The following is a 14,858-nucleotide window of genomic DNA, read 5'->3' as shown; positions in this document are numbered from 1 at the left end:
GATCGTGTTACGAGCTCTTAGCGTCCAGGGTCCGATGTGGCTGTGGGCAACGCTCATGTCCTTTCACCTCCCGTGCAGACAGGAATCCAGTGTGCCCCCGAAGGGGATCACAGCTCCAGCCGCACGCAGTCGATGTCGGTGAGAAAGGCCGCCGCGGCTGCGGCGTGTTGCGGCGGCCTTGGGGTCAGGGGTGGATGGTGAGCTGGGCGGCGCCGGGCATCGGGGCGCGGCGTCGGGCGGGCAGGCAGTGGACGGCGCGGTCGACGCCGACCAGGAGGTCTCCGACGGGAATGCCGTAGTGGGCGGAGAGCTTGTCGACGTCGGCGAGGGCCCAGGGGGCGGTGCCGGCCTGCTTGCGGCTGATCTGGGTCTGGCTCAGGCCGAGGCCGGCCGCGAGGTCGGCCTGGCGCTCGCCGGTCAGGTGCATGAGGTGTGACGACGCAGCTCAGTTGGCAAACGGACTGCTCGGCAACCCCTGGCCAAAGCGTCGTCACGCTCCATAGTTGACGAGTGCAAGGCGGGTTAGCTGGCAAGCGTCCTTCAAAAAGAGTCGCTGCTGAGATGCCCCGCATGTACTTCCCCACGGTGCCGCGCAGATACGCGAAGGTGGCGGCGGCTCTACGGATGCAGGGCTGTACGCGCAGTTACGGCAAAGCCGTCGACGGCATTCCAGAACGCGATGATGGAGTGATGGAGTTCATCCGCGACCGCAGAAGTTTGAAGGGCGTCGTCCAGGAGCTTGAATGTGCTAGTTGACGTGCTTTGCACCTGCGCGGCAGCGGCCCATACGGTGTCGGGTCCTTCGAGCCTGACGGTGTGCAGGGCAGGCAGGAACTGACGGTGATAGTTGTCGCGGATCTGGATCCGCAGCCCCTGAAAATCGGTGGTCTGAACGTCCGAAGTCCGACCGACTGCAGCCGTGTGCCACTGGCGGTAGAGGCCGCCGGCGGTGTGCATGTGTTCGATCAAGGCCAGATACGCGGAACGGCGAGCATCACGTTGCCGCTCAGCCTGCTGGGCGGCCGCCGCTGTCCGCGCCTGGTGGAGTGCGGCACGTGAGCTTCCACGACCGGTGACCCAACTAGCGAGGATCGCGGTTGCCCCTGTGATCACAGCTATCCAGCGCGTGTTGTCCCCCATGACCCTGATTCTGGCCTCGACAGTCCTAGACATCAACGCCTCTTACCGCGACTGGAGTTGACCTCTCCCTCGAAGCACGTCCATGGCCTTTGCCAGCAAGCGTGCTGATTTGGCAACTGTGCTGCGCCGTCACATGAGGGCGACGACGGTGAGTCGTAATGTCTGCTCTGTGCTGGGCATATGCGTACTCCGCATCAGGTATGCGTGCGCCGGACGGGCCTTGATCGCCTGTACGGGCCCCAGGGGCCGATCTTCCGGCCGGGCAGCCCCCCAGAGGGCCCGGGGAGGAAGATCGGCGGCAACAGAAACGCACACGACGCTTCTTGGGCACCCTGGGGACTCTGGCTCAGTTTCCGGCGGTGACCATGTCGTTGAAACGGCTGTAGTGGAGCTGCGCCGCGGCGGCGATCGTGGCCCGGAGCCCCTGGGCACCGATCTCCACCCCGGCGACCGCAGTGGACCCCGGGTGAAAGTTCAGCCTTGGAGAGGGCGTCGAGGGCGCTTCACAAGAGGTCAGGGGTGGCGCGTGGGGTGTGTGGGTTCACCCGGCGTGGCCGTAGTCGCTCTGGGAGGCCATGTCCATGAATCGGCTGTAGTGACCTTGGAAGGCGACGGCGATCGTGGAGGCGGGGCCGTTGCGGTGCTTGGCGACATCGAGGTCGGCTTCGCTGGCGCGGGGCGAGGACTTCTCGTAGGCGTCCTGCTCGATGGAGCCGGACTCGCGCAGGTCGGAGACCATGGGCTTCTTGTCGGTGCGCTGTTCGGGGCCGCGGTTGAGCTGGGACCGGGCGATGACGGGCACTTCCAGTTCCTTGGCGAGGAGCTTGATGTTGCGGGAGATGTCGCTGACTTCCTGCTGGCGGGCCTCGGGGCGGCGGCCGCCTGCTTGGAGGAGCTGGATGTAGTCGATGACTACGAGGTCCAGGCCGCCGTTCTGCTTGAGGCGTCGGCAGTGGGCCTTGATCTGGGTGAGCGTGGCGACGGCGTCGTCCACGAGGTCGATGGGTGCTTGCCTGACCCGGTCCATGACGCGGGCGATGCGCTTCCAGTCTTCTGCGGTGACGGTGCCCATGCGCATGTGGTGGAGGGCGACGCGGGCCTCGGCGGACAGCATCCGCATGCCGATCTCCTTGACGCCCATCTCCAGGCTGAAAAAGGCGCTGCGCAGGCCGTGCTTGATGCTGGCGGAGCGGACGATGTCCAGGGCGAGGGTGGACTTACCCATGGCGGGGCGGGCGGCGATGACGATCACCTGGCTCGGCAGGAAGCCGTTGGTGAGGTTGTCCAGGTCGGTGAAGCCGCGGGGGATGCCGGTCTGCTTGCCGTCGCGTTCGATGGTCTCGATCTCGTCCACCACGAGTTCCATGACGGCGTCCATGTCGAGGCGGGCGGCGGGGCCGGTGGTCTGGGTGACCTGTCCGATCGCGGCGGCGGAGGCGCCCAGGATGTCGTCGGCCTCGCCCTGCCCGGCGAGGGCCATCTGGGTGATGTGGTTGCCGGCGGTGGCCAGGCGGCGGAGCTTGGCGCGGTCCAGGACGATCGCGGCGTCGGCCACGGCCAGGGAGGCGTTGGGGCAGGCGGTGACCAGCTGGGAGAGGTAGGCGTGTCCGCCGACCCGGTCGATAGTGCCTTCGATGATCAGCCGGTGGCCGAGGGTGTGGTGGCTGCTCATCGTACGAAGTAGACACCGGCTTCGTTCCTGAGCCAGCGGACCATGGGCGGCATCCTCGTGACCTACAGCGCCTTCTGGATCCAGACCCGCATCTGAACCGGGGGCGAGCCACCACGCTCTGCGGCTCGCCCCCGCGGGCGGCCGATGTGGCGCCGACCGCCCCAGCGGCGCTCCTCCACCACTGCCTCGCGGTCCGTCCCGGGAGGCTGATGAGGCGCCATGGTGGAGCGAGGGCCGGCATCGCAGCGGCGGCGGGCTTGAGACGGCCGGAGATCAGCGTGTGAGCCCCCTGGCACTTCGGATGCCTTGTTTGAGGTACCCGCGGACGATGGCATCTTGTCCGCTACGAGGGCGGAGGTAGACCCGCTCCTCCGCTGCCTCGATCTGCAGCCGGTTGAGGAAGCCAACTGTGTACTCGGTGGTGACGCTCATCCCATTGCGGGGGGTCCGTCCGACCAAGAGGTGCCTGGGGCCGAAAGGCAACACGATGGCGGTGGAGTCGCCAATCGCTACGTTGAAGGCGGTTCTGGTTTCACTCTGTTGGATGGCCAGGGCCGGGTTGTCGCCCAGGAGGAACTCCCCGGCGGCCGGCACCAGAATCTCCAACCCGGCACCGCTGATCATCTCTTTAGCCTTGGCGAAGGTGTCCTCGATCCGAGCCCGGAAGTCCGCTCCGTTCTCGAAGTTTGCCAGGTGCGGGCTCAGAATCTCGTCCGCTGCGGCGGCTAGGCCTTGTGGTCCAGCGAGGTGAAGTCCGCTGCGTTGCAGTACTGCGCGGCGCAGCAGTTCGGACTTGTCGGTGAGCAGGGCGGTGCGGGTCTCGGTGTAGACCTTGGTGAAGATGCGCTCATGGACCTTGCGGTAGTTCAGCGACCGGACCAGATGCAAGGCGATCAGGTCCTTCAGGGTCTGCACATGTTGTTCATGCTGGAAGACGTCACCTCGATCCACCGCGCGCGCGGCGTCGGGTATCCGTGTCTCGAGCTTGCCCCATAGCTGTTCCAGGGAGGCAGAGGCGAAGCGGGCGAAGTACGGGACCTTGCCGCACTGGCGCGGACTCGCCATCTTGTGCAGACGGTCGGGGTGGTCAAGGTTGAAAGGGACGAGCTTGAGCCCGTTACTGCCGAACGGCGCGGCGAAGCGCTTCAGCAGTACTCGGGAGATGACGTGCTGCCCGACCACGTGACGCTCGGCCTCGGGTCGGAGTTCCTCGATGCGGGCGTCGATCTGCTGCGCCACTGCCAGCCACTGGGCGCGTGATCCCTCGTTCATCCGCCCAGTCTGACAACCGGGTCCGACAAACGAGACGGATTTTCCGCGGGCAGCAAGCGCAGGACGGGGCACCGAGCATGGGGGCGCGGCCGAAGAGGTTGGTGTCGCCGGGGCAGGTGCCGTCGTCGGTCGTGGTCACGGGCAGCTCGGCGACGAGCCGGGCGTGACGGGCCTCGTCCTGGCAGGTGGCGCACTGATCGCCGACGCGGGTACGGGCAGTGCAGGTGTGCCCGTCAAGGTCCGCCAGAGCGACCACTGATGATGCTCGACGCACCGGGTCGCGCAGACCGCAGCCAGCGTCTTACTCGCCCGTCAGCCAGCGCAACCGTTAAGGGCGCTAGATGGTCTTTCAGGTATGTCGTCCCAAGGTCCCATCCTGCTTCCGCCTCCGTGGACACACTGCGGCGAGGGAGCCAGCCCTCAGAATCAGTTCGGTTGCACAGGCGCTTCTGTCTATAACCACACGGAGTGTTTGGCTCATCTTTCCAATGCGGACCGTAATTCTTATCTAGCCGGGCTAGCCCCGGGCAGCGATGTTGATCATCGGGGAACCGCCTTCTCAGAACCGCTCTTTAAATCTCTTCTCGACGCACTTCGCGATCCTGAGACCTCGCAGCCCAGGATCGGAAAGGGCCGGTTCGATTCGGCAACATTCGAGGGCATAATAGACTTCGAATCTGCCACGTTCGACGATGCCGCGGATTTCAACTCTACAGTTTTTCATGAATACGCCAGCTTCAACTCAGTAACATTCAACAGTTCCGCATGGTTTGCACTCGCCACTCTCAGGGACGCTCGATTTGATTCCGCGACCATGAGGGGAAGAACATCATTCTCTGAGGCCACCTTTCAGGGCGACGCAGTTTTCAGTTCGGCCACCTTCGAAGAGGGCGTTTCGTTCGAACGAGCAACTTTCAGCGGTGACGCTTAGAGCTCGTAACACGATCTTGCTGAATCGTCCTGGTTGGCCGTTACCGGTGTGATGATTCGGCCGTTCGTGAAGGTGTGGGTACCCGACCGTGGATCGTGGACGATGAGTTGTGGGCTCTGGTCGAGCCGTTGCTGCCGCCGTGGCCGGAGCGGTCTCCGGGGCCGAGGCCGGTGCCGGACCGGCTCTGCCTCCAGGGCATCCTGTTCGTCCTGTACAACGACATAGCCTGGCAACTCCTGCCGCTGGAGCTGGGGTTCGGCTCGGGGCAGACGTGCTGGCGCCGACTGGAGCGGTGGCAGGAGGCAGGAGTCTTCGACCAGTTGCACCGGGTCCTGCTCGCCGAGCTGAACGCGGCTGGCGAACTCGACTGGTCACGTGCGTGTGTGGACGGTTCACACATCCGCGCGAAAAAGGGGGCGCCGACACCGGTCCGTCGCCGGTCGACCGGCGGAAGACGGGCAGCAAGCACCACCTGATCTGCGACGGACGCGGTACCCCGCTCAAGGTCATCACGACCGCGGCCAACGTCAACGACGTCACCCAGACCCTCGCCCTGGTCGACGGCATCCCACCCGTCGCAGGCCGCCCCGGCCGGCCCCGCCGACGACCAGAAGCCCTTCTCGGCGACAAAGGCTACGACTCCAGCCTCAACCGCGACGAGCTGCGTCGCCGACGAATCCTGCCCGTCATCTCCCGCAAGGGATCACCCAACATCAAGGGCATCGGCAAGCTCCGCTACGTCGTCGAGCAGACCTTCGCCCTGCTCCACCACTTCAAACGACTCGCTGTGCGCTGGGAACGCCGCACCGAACTCCACGACGCCTTCGTCTCCCCCGCCTGCAGCCTCATCTGCTACCGACGCCTCAAGAGGACCCGACCATGATCGTGTTACGAGCTCTGAACCTCTTCAACAACCACTCGAGCGAGTGATGGGCGGGCTGTCGTTGACCGCCGCCGCTACCAGCGGGGAGCCGCCCTCACGCCAGCGACCGGTCCTCGTCCCCATCACCCGATCGTGGCCGTGTTGAAGAGGCTCAGTGAGCCTCTTTCATCCTGGATAGTTGCAGGTCAGCGACGTGCGGGCGGCTTGGACGATGGTGCCGATGCGTCGGGTGGAGCATCGGGCTCGGCGGAGGATGTGCCAGGGCTTCAGCTGCGCGAAGGCGCGTTCGCCGGGTGCTCTCAGCCGTGCGTGGTCGCGGTGGTGGTGTTACAGGGTGCGGAGGGTGGCGCCGACGCCCTGGTAGGCACGGTCGGCGAGGACGAGGATCTGCCGGGTGAGGCAGGCCTGGACGATGCCGTGGGTTCGGGCTGCGGTCAGGTCGTGGGTCCGGCCGGGTGTCGCGTGGGAGAACCACAGAGGTGTGCCGTGGGGACGGGCGATGACCTGCACGTTCATCCCATGCTTGCGGTGTTTCATCGAGTAGTACGGCTCGTCCGCGCCGACCCGGCCGATCGGGTCGATCGGGTCGATCGGGTCGATCGGGTCGATCGGGATCAGCGTGCCGTCAACGATGACGTGATCGCCCTCACCGAGACCGGTGAGCGCTTCGTGGAGGCCCGGCGCCTAGTAGGGCTTGGTCATGTTGGTGCGGGGGTGGGTATGTCGCGGTGGCAGGTGGGGCAGGCGCCGGCCCATGTTGCGAGGAGGGTCTGTAGCTCGTGGACGATGCGGTAGAGGCTCAGGCCGGCGCCATGGCTTTTGGGGCTTTGGTCAGTCGTTGCAAGGTGCAGAAGGCGTGCGCGACGGAGACGAGGGTGACGTGGTGGTGCCAGCCGCCCCAGGTCCGGCCCTCGAAGTGGGCCAGGCCGAGGGCCTGTTTCATTTCGCGGTAGTCGTGTTCGATGCGCCAGCGGAGCTTGGCGAGGCGGACGAGAGTGGTCAGTGGGGTGTCGGCGGGCAGGTCGGAGAGCCAGAACTGGACAGGTTCGCCCTGGCCGGCCGGCCATTCGGCCAGGAGCCAGCACTCGGGCAGTTCCGGGCCCTCGGCGGCCTGGCGGACCTCGCGTCCGGCAGGCCGGATCCGCAAGGCCACGAACCGCGAGTACATCCGCTTGAAGCCGCTGCGGCCCGTGCCGGGCCGGGAGCCCTCACGCCATTGCACCGGCTTCGCCGCCCTGTGGCCGGCGGCCAGGACCAGCTGTTTCACCGACTGCGGCTTGTCCGGGTACTTCGCCGCCGGTGGGCGCCCTGTGCCGGAGTACACCTCGGTCACCGGCACGGCTTCGCCGGGCTGGGCCGACATGGTGGTCGAGATGCCCACCACGTAGTTGAGGCCGCGGGCCTGCAGACCGAGGCGGAAGGCCGCGGCATCGCCGTATCCGGCATCCGCGATGGCCAGCGGCACCTCGATGCCCCACGAGCGGGTCTCGTCGAGCATGTCGAGCGCAAGCTGCCATTTCTCCACATGCCCGATGTCGTCGGGGATGCCGCAGGCGGTGCGGCGGGCGACCTTGTCCGGATCCGCCCTCACGGATCCGGGCGCCCAGGTCTCGGGCAGGAACAGCCGCCAGTCCACTGCCGCCGAGGCATGACCGGAAGCCATGTGCAGGGAGACGCCCACCCGGCAGTTGGTGACCTTGCCGGCGGTCCCGGTGTACTGCCGTGACACGCACGCCGAGGCATTGCCGTCCTTGAGGAACCCGGTGTCGTCGAAGACCAGCGCGGTGGGCCGGATCGCCTTCTCCATTCTCCAGGCCAGCCGGGCACGCACATGCGCCGGATCCCACGGGCTGGTGGTGACGAAGTGGGCCAGCGCCTGACGGTTCCCGTCCTCACCCAGCCGGGCGGCCATCGGCTCGACCGACTTGCGCTGCCCGTCCATGAGCAGGCCCCGCAAGTAGACCTGCCCCCACCGACGCTGGTCGTTCCTCGCGAACGGCTCGAAAACCTCCGCCGCGAAGCCCTCCAACTCACCACGCACAACAGCAATCTCGTCCGGAGTCACACCCCTTCAACGCAAAACCCGACCAAAGGACACGCTCACCCACACCCGACCTGACCAAGCCCTACTAGGAGGCCAGCACGTCCAAGGTCTCGTCGACGTCATGCCAGGCGGTGGCCTGGGATCTCCCGAAACCGGCCCCGAGCTGCGAGAACGTCTCGTTCTTCCGCAGGTGCACCAGCGTGAGCAACGCCTGCTTGAAACAGCCGAGCTTGCGCCAGCGGGTGTTGCGGGCCTGTTGGTGCTCGTGCAGCAGCCATGCGACATGCTTGACCAGCTCATGAGGGACGTCGAGCGTGGCAGCATACGGAACCAACAGGGCCCCTTCGGTCGCCGGTGTGATGAGTGGAATCACCACGCCAACGACAAGGGGCCCTGTCTCGTCACCACCCCCGCTGACCACTCTGCGCCCTCCAGCACAGGATGAAAGAGGTTCGGTGGGGTGTGAGCGATCTGGTGGGGGATGCGCGGCATCTGTGGCCATCGGCGCAGGAGGCCCCCTGCGGTTGCGGGCGGTGGCCGCGTTGGTGGCGGGGTGGGGCCGTGAGGACGTAGCGGCAGTCTTCGGGGTGTCGCTGAAGGCCGTCGACGGGTGGTGGGCGAAGTGTGGCAGGCCGGCGGCCGGGAGGCGCTGGTCATGCAGCCGCCGGGCAAGCCGGTCGGGGTGCACCAGGTGCTCGGGGAGGCCGAGCAGGCCGCTGTGCGGCAGGCGGTCCTCGATCACCGGCCTTGCGACGTGGGCTTGAGCGGGCAGTTGTGGACGCGGCGTCTGGTGGGCGAGCTGATCGCGAAACTGTACCGGCTGCGGCTGACCGAACCGGGGGTGGGCAAGTACCTGAAGCGGTGGGGGTTGTCCTTCCGCGTCCGGACAAGCGGGCCGTGGAGCAGGACCCGGAGGCCGTGCGCCGTTGGCACGAGGAAACCTGGCCGGCGATCGGGGCGAAGGCGAAGAAGGATGGCGGCGAGGTCCTGTTCGCCGACCAGGTCGGCATCCGCTCCGACCAGGTCACCGGCCGCACCTGGGGAGAGAAGGGGAAGACTCCCGTCGTGCGGCGGACTGGCAACCGGTTCTCGGTGAACGCGATGTCCGCGATCAGCACGAAGGGCCGGATGCATTTTATAGTCTTCGCCGAGAGCTTCACCGCCGAGGTGATGTGCCGCTTCCTCGACCGGCTCGCCGGCCACTTCGACCGCAAGGTCCATCTCGTGGTCGACGGGCACTCCGCCCACCGTTCCAGGAAGGTCCGCGACTGGCTCGCCGCCCACCCCGACGACATCGAGCTGCACTTCCTGCCCCCGTACTCGCCCGAGCTGAACCCCGACGAACTGGTCAACGCGGACCTCAAGCACAGCCTGCCCAAGCAGCACCGGGCCCGGGACCAAGCCGAACTCGCCGCGGAGACCCGCCGCTTCTTCCGCAGACGCCAGCGTCAGCCGCACATCGTCCGCCGCTACTTCGGCGGCCCCCACGTCCACTACATCGTGAACGAGAACCCCATGAGTTTCTGATCAATACTTGCAGTCTCCCAGCGAAAGCCACAGCGTCGACGCCCATCGAAGCATTTCGGCCGCAATCACGATCACCTCGCTCCAGGCGTTCGACGGCCGACGACATCCAGATCCCTATCGAGGAGTTGACGAGACGTCGGGTCTAGGCTAATCATGAATGAGCAGCAGATTGAACCGAAATGCAGGCGATGATCATTTTTTGCCGCACTCGCATCACAGATAACAGGCGTACCGGCACAGGCAATTTACGCATTCCTTGAAGAATCTGCTGATGGGACTCTGCATTCCCACCTTCGCGGGCAGGAGTTCCGTATTTGAGCACCGTGGTGAACGAGTCTTTGTATCTTCCGCTTGCTGGAGGACGCCCATGTCAACCATCCAGTCACCACTCGATGCAGGGCACGCGCGCGCGCACTTCGCCTTCTATGACCAAGCATCCGAGGACGCTCTGTCGCCCGTGTACCTTGACAGCGCCGCGACCTCCCACCGTCCACGAGTGGTCACCGACGCCGTGCTCTGCGGCATGACCACTCGCAACGCCAACATCCACCGCGCCTCCTACCGCCTCGCGCAGGCCGCCACTGAAGCCTTCGAGGGCGCCCGGGCCACCATAGGCCGCTTCATCGGGGCCCCAGCTCAAGAAGTCGTGTTCACTAAGAACGCGACCGAAGCGCTCAACCTCCTCGCCCGATGTCTCCCCGGCGCCGACGCCTCTTGGCGGTTGGGGGCCGGAAAGAGTGTGCTGCTTACCGAGATGGAGCACGCCTCCAACGTCATCCCTTGGCAAATGGCTGCCAGTTCCGTAGGCGCGCAGGTCCGGTTTCTGCCACTGACCGCCGATGGCCTGCTCGACCTGGCAAGGCTGCCCGAACTACTCGACCACACTACCCAGGTCGTCGCAATCACCCACGCATCCAACATGGTCGGCACCTTCAACGACCTCTCCCCCATCATTGAGCGGGCCCGTGAAGTCGGAGCAGTGGTCGTGGTCGACGCCTCGCAGTCCGTTCCACACCGGACCGTCGATGTCGGATCGCTGGGCGCAGACTTCATGGTCTTCACCGGACACAAGATGTGCGGTCCCACCGGCATCGGCGTCTTGTGGGGGCGCGGAGATCTGCTCGCTGCTCTGCCGCCTTTCCTGGGCGGCGGCGACATGTTCGATGACCTCACCTCCGAGGGGATGCTCGCCGCAGCCCCGCCCCGCCGCTTCGAGGCAGGTACCCCACCCCTCGCTGAGGCACTGGGTCTGGCGGCAGCTGCCGACTTCCTCACCCGCGTGGGGCTCGCGAATCTTCACGCCCACGATCAGCTGCTGTGTGCGCATGCCATGGAGCGGCTGCACGCGGATCCACGTATTCGAATCCTTGGCCCCACCGACCCCGCCCAACGCGGTTCCGTCGTCGCCTTCACTGTTGATGGAGTCGATCCAGGAGCACTTGCTCGTCTGCTCGACGACCGCGGCATTGCCGTACGGGCGGGGCAGCACTGCGCCCAGCTTGCCTGTAGGAGGTTGAACGTCAGCAGCAGTGTGCGCTTGTCCACCTACCTCTACAACACCGTCGACGAGATCGATCATCTGGTCAACACGATCGCCACTACCCTGAAGGAGACGACATGACCAGTTGGCAGAGCCGCTTCGCCGCGGCGAGCGCCGACCGCACTGGCGCGTATGAGCAGGTCCTTGTCCCCTCACTATTCCACCCATGGGCCTGCTTATTGGTTGGCCAACTCGACGTCCGGGAGGGCAGCCGGGTTCTGGACGTGGCTTGCGGGCCCGGTACTCTGGCCCGGGTCTTGGCCGGGGAGGCTGGGGTGAGCGGGACTGTCACCGGCACCGATATCTCACCCGCTATGCTCTCCGCCGCCCGAGCAAAACCGGTCGCTGCCGGCGCTCCTCAGCACTACTTGCTCACCAGTGCGGCCCCGCTCGAGGGTGTCCTAGACGGTGCGTACGACCTCACGTGCTGTCAGCACGGCCTACAGTTCTTCCCGGACCGCCCGGCCGCTATTGCCGAGTGGTACCGCGTCACGGCGTCCGGCGGAAACATCGCTGTCGCCGTGTGGTCGCCCCTCTCCCACAATCCGGCCTTCGCAGCCCTCCATGACGCCGCGGCCGCCGTATTCGGTGACGATATAGCCGCCGCCTTCACCCTGCCCTGGTCCATGTGCGGAGATGAGGTTGCCGCACTACTGGAGGAGGGCGGGTTCACCGAGATTCGACACCGCCGCCGCACACTGCCTACCGTTTTCCCTGGAGGCATTGGGGGGCTGCGCACCGTCTACCGCTTCTCACCAATCGCCGGCGACATCCAGAGCCTTACATCAAATGCAGAGAAGGCGCTCACCCGAGAACTTACCAGTCGGCTCGAACCCTTCGTGCACAACGGTGTGCTCAGTATGCCTACCCGTGCGGACCTCGTCACCGCTCGTCGCCCTTGAATGTTCGAATTACCCCCACAAAGGCAGGTGCTTGCCCTGTTCGACCCAGAGAGGGCAGCATATGACGGAGATGTCGGCATAGCCGCAGCTTTTCTGTCTACGGATGGCGCGTCGGCACGGCAGGAGATCAGGGCCAGTTGCTGCGGACGCGATGACTCCACCTCTTCCAGGCGAGTTGCCAGGCGGGGAACGACCGCTTCCCTCATCTTTTCGCCGTTCTTAGTCCCCACTGCTGCCAGGCAATACTCCTCAATGCGTATGTCGTGTGGTGAAGTGTCGCCGCCCTGAACCAACCCACGCTGCATGGATCTTAGGGATAGGAGTTTGCGGATGCCGAACCGCGCTCCCAACAGGAAGCTTGCTGCACTTCTGGAGGCCACCTCCTGGAGCGCCGCAGATTTGGCTCGCGCTGTAAACGGTCTAGGGCAGGCTCAGGGTCTGCACTTACGCTATGACCGTACGTCTGTGGCGCACTGGCTCACGGGATCCCGGCCCCGAGAGCCAGTACCCGAACTAGTCGCCCAGGCGCTAAGCATCCGGGCCGGCCGTCTGATTTCTGCGAGAGACACGGGCCTCGCACGCTCAGACGGGGTTCTAGCCTCCTACCTGCAACCCTGCGGCACCAGGCACACGGGGAATGAATATCTGCGCAGACTCGTCGCGCTGTGCAGTCAGGACGCGGACCCAAATCAGCGAGCGGCGCTGGTTAGTGTCGCCTATGTGGTGGTCTCGCACGCTGACCCGTCGCGGAGAAGAGTTACACCGGTTCGGAAGGTGGCCGCAAGAACGCGCGTCTCAGCCGACGAAGAGTTCCTCAGAAGTATGGTGGAACTTTTCGCCAGTCTGGTTCAGGAGTATGGCGGTGCCCATATCCGCTCAGCCCTGGCAGCCAACCTGGCAGACAATGCAGCCAGGCTCTCTTCGATCTTACCCGGGGAGAGTGCAGATCCTCAAGTTTTAGGAAGCTGTGCGCGAATGGCATACCTGCTTGCCTTCATGACAAGCGATACGGGGCACCACGGCCTGGCACAACAATACTACGATCTGGCCCTTGCCCTGGCTCACGAGGCGGGCGATCGGGCTCTCTACGCGATCACGCTTCGCGCCATGAGTGTCCAAGCCCTCGGCCTTGGCTATATTCACCAAGCACAAAGCCTTGCTGACTCCGCTGTGGAATTTTCAGGTCGAGATGATCCGGCAGTACTGGCCTTCACTCTCGCTCAGCGTGCGCACACCCACGCCGCACAAGCCCTTAGCAATAGGGCGATGTCAGACATCATGGGCAGCGCCGCTGCTCATGAGCAGGCAGAGAGTCACGGCAGTGCGTTCACTGATTACCCACGAGCGGGACTGGAGTACAAACGCGCCCGGACGCTGCAATTACTGCATCGTCCGGAGCAGGCCATTCTAGCCTTTCAGTCCTCTATCAAGCACCGAGACCCAAATCAGCACCGCCCTTACGCGCTTACCCAGGCACGCCTCGCGGAGACTTTCTTGTCTTGCCGTCAACTCGACGCGGCTTGCTTGCACTGGCATCTTTTTCTAGATCACTACCCGTATGTCGTGGGCTCTAACGAGGCAGGCAGAGCCCTGGCCCGCATGCTCCAGCAGGCTCGGAGCTTTACACGAGAGCGTCAGGCTCTCGAGTTGATTGACAGGGGGCGGCCCCTTTCAGTCAAGCTGCCACGCTACTGAATGGCCGACAGTTGTCGAGGCGGTCTGGGCTCCGGCAACGGTTTCCTTGGGGCCTGACTGCACAACACTGAACCTCTTCAACAACCACTCGAGCGAGTGATGGGCGGGCTGTCGTTGACCGCTGCCGCTACCAGCGGGGAGCCGCCCTCACGCCAGCGACCGGTCCTCGTCCCCATCACCCGATCGTGGCCGTGTTGAAAAGGCTCACTAGATGGCGGCACCTCGGAAGCTGCTGCTTTGTCTTTCCTGATGGGACACAAGGCAAAGGGATCGTTCACAGGTCACAACTACCGGACAATTCGGATGCTGCTTGCTATGTTCCACGATGGCACGCAGTTGTGCGGACGCAGAATCGTTCCCTCTCACTCCAATAGCCGATGTGACAGACGGCACTGAGCGGTTTCCAAGCTCAGCTTGAGAAAGTCAGATGCAGAGTGCACCTTTTCCGTCTTGATCAGCTGGTGGGTTCGAGGGCGATGACGGCTCCGGCGACGGCTGTGATGCGGGTGGTGGTGCAGGGGAGTTTCCGCAGGAGCCGCCAGGACTTGAGGATCGCCATGGCGCGTTCACCGAGGTTGCGGATCTTCATGTGGTCCCGATTTTGACGTCGGCGCCAGCCGCGCAGGTTCCTGCCCTGGATCGGGACACGGATCGCTGGGCCAGCACCCTGGTACGCCTTGTCGGCCCAGCACTTGATGTCGTCTGCGGCGAGGGCGGCGGGAATGCCGTGGGCCCGCGCCGCGGTCAGGTCGTGGGTGGCTCCCGGCAGTGCGTCCGAGGCCTAGATCAGACGTCCGGCGGGCGTCCGGCAGGATCGGCGAGAACCTGCACGTTCATCCCGTGGTGCTTCTTCTTCCCGTAGTGGTAAGGCCGGTCGGCGGCGAAGCGGTCGATCGGCAGCACGGTGCCGTCGAGGATCACGTACGCCGTCTTCCAGACGGTCGTCGTGGCCTGTTCCAGCGTGGGCGCGAGGGCGGCCAGGAGGTCGAGGGCCACGCGTATGCAGCGGTAGGCCGTGGCGATTCCGATAACGGAAGCCTGCGGCGAGACGGGCGTGGGTGTCACCGCAGCGCAGGTGGGCCAGGATTAGCATGGCCTGTCGGCCGCAGGTCAGGCGCCGCCAGCGCGAGCCGATCCGACGACGGTGACCTGCGAGAACACCGGAGAGATGGCGCAGGGTGCGGCTGGACAGATCGATGCCGGACGGGTAGACAAGCACGCGAAAGCTCCTGGCGGACTGGTGATCTTGGTC

11 protein-coding genes and 4 pseudogenes are annotated in these 14,858 nt (G+C 65.2%); 7 read left to right on the top strand and 8 right to left on the bottom strand.

Annotated elements, in window-relative coordinates; all coding sequences use genetic code 11:
• Positions 1-184: 184 nt before the first annotated feature.
• The 4 genes from AMK24_RS30715 to AMK24_RS30700 all read right to left on the bottom strand — a co-directional run bounded on the left by AMK24_RS30715 (position 185) and on the right by AMK24_RS30700 (position 4,084).
• Complete coding sequence (locus AMK24_RS30715) at positions 185-427, bottom strand: helix-turn-helix domain-containing protein (RefSeq protein ID WP_073772169.1); 243 nt, start codon at positions 425-427, stop codon at positions 185-187.
• Positions 428-618: 191 nt separating this feature from the next.
• Complete coding sequence (locus AMK24_RS33805; protein ID WP_073772175.1) at positions 619-1,140, bottom strand: hypothetical protein; 522 nt, start codon at positions 1,138-1,140, stop codon at positions 619-621.
• 541 nt (positions 1,141-1,681) lie between these two features.
• Positions 1,682-2,812, bottom strand: a complete 1,131-nt coding sequence (locus tag AMK24_RS30705; protein ID WP_073772168.1) for a replicative DNA helicase — start codon at positions 2,810-2,812, stop codon at positions 1,682-1,684.
• A gap of 273 nt (positions 2,813-3,085) precedes the next feature.
• Complete coding sequence (locus tag AMK24_RS30700) at positions 3,086-4,084, bottom strand: DUF4238 domain-containing protein (RefSeq protein WP_073772167.1); 999 nt, start codon at positions 4,082-4,084, stop codon at positions 3,086-3,088.
• Between the two features lie 355 nt (positions 4,085-4,439).
• Between AMK24_RS30700 and AMK24_RS35500 the strand changes: the two genes are divergently transcribed.
• Together AMK24_RS35500 and AMK24_RS32895 are read left to right on the top strand one after the other, a co-directional pair.
• Entirely contained in the window at positions 4,440-5,015 is a 576-nt protein-coding gene (locus tag AMK24_RS35500) for a pentapeptide repeat-containing protein (protein WP_079190721.1), read from the top strand.
• Between the two features lie 92 nt (positions 5,016-5,107).
• Positions 5,108-5,898, top strand: a protein-coding gene (locus AMK24_RS32895) for an IS5 family transposase (RefSeq protein ID WP_107427507.1) whose coding sequence is annotated in 2 segments (ribosomal slippage) — positions 5,108-5,423 and positions 5,423-5,898 — 792 coding nt in all. Because the reading frame shifts where the segments join, the coding sequence is not laid out codon by codon here.
• Positions 5,899-6,063: 165 nt separating this feature from the next.
• On the opposite strand, the pseudogene AMK24_RS30680 reads toward AMK24_RS32895, so the two are convergent.
• From AMK24_RS30680 to AMK24_RS30670, 3 genes and pseudogenes are all read right to left on the bottom strand, one after another.
• Positions 6,064-6,582 (bottom strand): annotated as a pseudogene (locus AMK24_RS30680) (transposase family protein); the annotation flags it as partial.
• A gap of 115 nt (positions 6,583-6,697) precedes the next feature.
• On the bottom strand, positions 6,698-7,963 hold the full coding sequence (locus tag AMK24_RS30675; protein ID WP_073772164.1) for an IS701 family transposase: 1,266 nt from the start codon (positions 7,961-7,963) through the stop codon (positions 6,698-6,700).
• Positions 7,964-8,036: 73 nt separating this feature from the next.
• Positions 8,037-8,318, bottom strand: a pseudogene (locus AMK24_RS30670) (helix-turn-helix domain-containing protein); the annotation flags it as partial.
• Between the two features lie 279 nt (positions 8,319-8,597).
• Here AMK24_RS30670 and AMK24_RS35495 point away from each other — a divergent pair.
• The 5 genes and pseudogenes from AMK24_RS35495 to AMK24_RS33800 all read left to right on the top strand — a co-directional run.
• Positions 8,598-8,768 (top strand): annotated as a pseudogene (locus AMK24_RS35495) (IS630 family transposase); the annotation flags it as partial.
• Complete coding sequence (locus AMK24_RS35020) at positions 8,717-9,469, top strand: IS630 family transposase (protein ID WP_443333915.1); 753 nt, start codon at positions 8,717-8,719, stop codon at positions 9,467-9,469. The pseudogene AMK24_RS35495 and the gene AMK24_RS35020, both read left to right, overlap by 52 nt.
• Positions 9,470-9,836: 367 nt before the next feature.
• Positions 9,837-11,090, top strand: coding sequence for an aminotransferase class V-fold PLP-dependent enzyme (locus tag AMK24_RS30655; RefSeq protein ID WP_073772163.1), 1,254 nt, complete (start codon positions 9,837-9,839; stop codon positions 11,088-11,090).
• Positions 11,087-11,911 (top strand): class I SAM-dependent methyltransferase, encoded by an 825-nt coding sequence (locus AMK24_RS30650; RefSeq protein ID WP_073772162.1) that lies wholly within the window; start codon positions 11,087-11,089, stop codon positions 11,909-11,911. Before AMK24_RS30655 ends, AMK24_RS30650 begins: the two co-directional genes overlap by 4 nt.
• An 822-nt stretch (positions 11,912-12,733) precedes the next feature.
• The gene (locus AMK24_RS33800) at positions 12,734-13,606 is read left to right on the top strand and encodes a hypothetical protein (RefSeq protein ID WP_143203753.1); all 873 of its coding nucleotides are present in this window, start codon (positions 12,734-12,736) and stop codon (positions 13,604-13,606) included.
• Positions 13,607-14,060: 454 nt separating this feature from the next.
• Here AMK24_RS33800 and AMK24_RS30645 read toward each other — a convergent pair.
• A pseudogene (locus AMK24_RS30645) lies at positions 14,061-14,825 on the bottom strand (transposase family protein).
• Between the last annotated feature and the right edge of the window lie 33 nt (positions 14,826-14,858).

Origin of the sequence: Streptomyces sp. CB02366, assembly GCF_001905905.1 — a bacterium.
Taxonomy (GTDB): Bacteria; Actinomycetota; Actinomycetes; order Streptomycetales; family Streptomycetaceae; genus Streptomyces.
Note: the sequence above shows the minus strand (reverse complement) of the source record. Positions and strands in the feature narration are given on the sequence as shown.

What these genes read in the sequence shown, in the direction of transcription:
- AMK24_RS30705 (WP_073772168.1), bottom strand. Translation starts at nt 2,812, where the DNA reads ATGAGCAGCCACCACACCCTCGGCCACCGGCTGATCATCGAAGGCACT.
- AMK24_RS30715 (WP_073772169.1), bottom strand. Translation starts at nt 427, where the DNA reads ATGCACCTGACCGGCGAGCGCCAGGCCGACCTCGCGGCCGGCCTCGGC.
- AMK24_RS30700 (WP_073772167.1), bottom strand. Translation starts at nt 4,084, where the DNA reads ATGAACGAGGGATCACGCGCCCAGTGGCTGGCAGTGGCGCAGCAGATC.
- AMK24_RS33805 (WP_073772175.1), bottom strand. Translation starts at nt 1,140, where the DNA reads ATGGGGGACAACACGCGCTGGATAGCTGTGATCACAGGGGCAACCGCG.
- AMK24_RS33800 (WP_143203753.1), top strand. Translation starts at nt 12,734, where the DNA reads ATGGTGGAACTTTTCGCCAGTCTGGTTCAGGAGTATGGCGGTGCCCAT.
- AMK24_RS30655 (WP_073772163.1), top strand. Translation starts at nt 9,837, where the DNA reads ATGTCAACCATCCAGTCACCACTCGATGCAGGGCACGCGCGCGCGCAC.
- AMK24_RS35500 (WP_079190721.1), top strand. Translation starts at nt 4,440, where the DNA reads ATGTCGTCCCAAGGTCCCATCCTGCTTCCGCCTCCGTGGACACACTGC.
- AMK24_RS30650 (WP_073772162.1), top strand. Translation starts at nt 11,087, where the DNA reads ATGACCAGTTGGCAGAGCCGCTTCGCCGCGGCGAGCGCCGACCGCACT.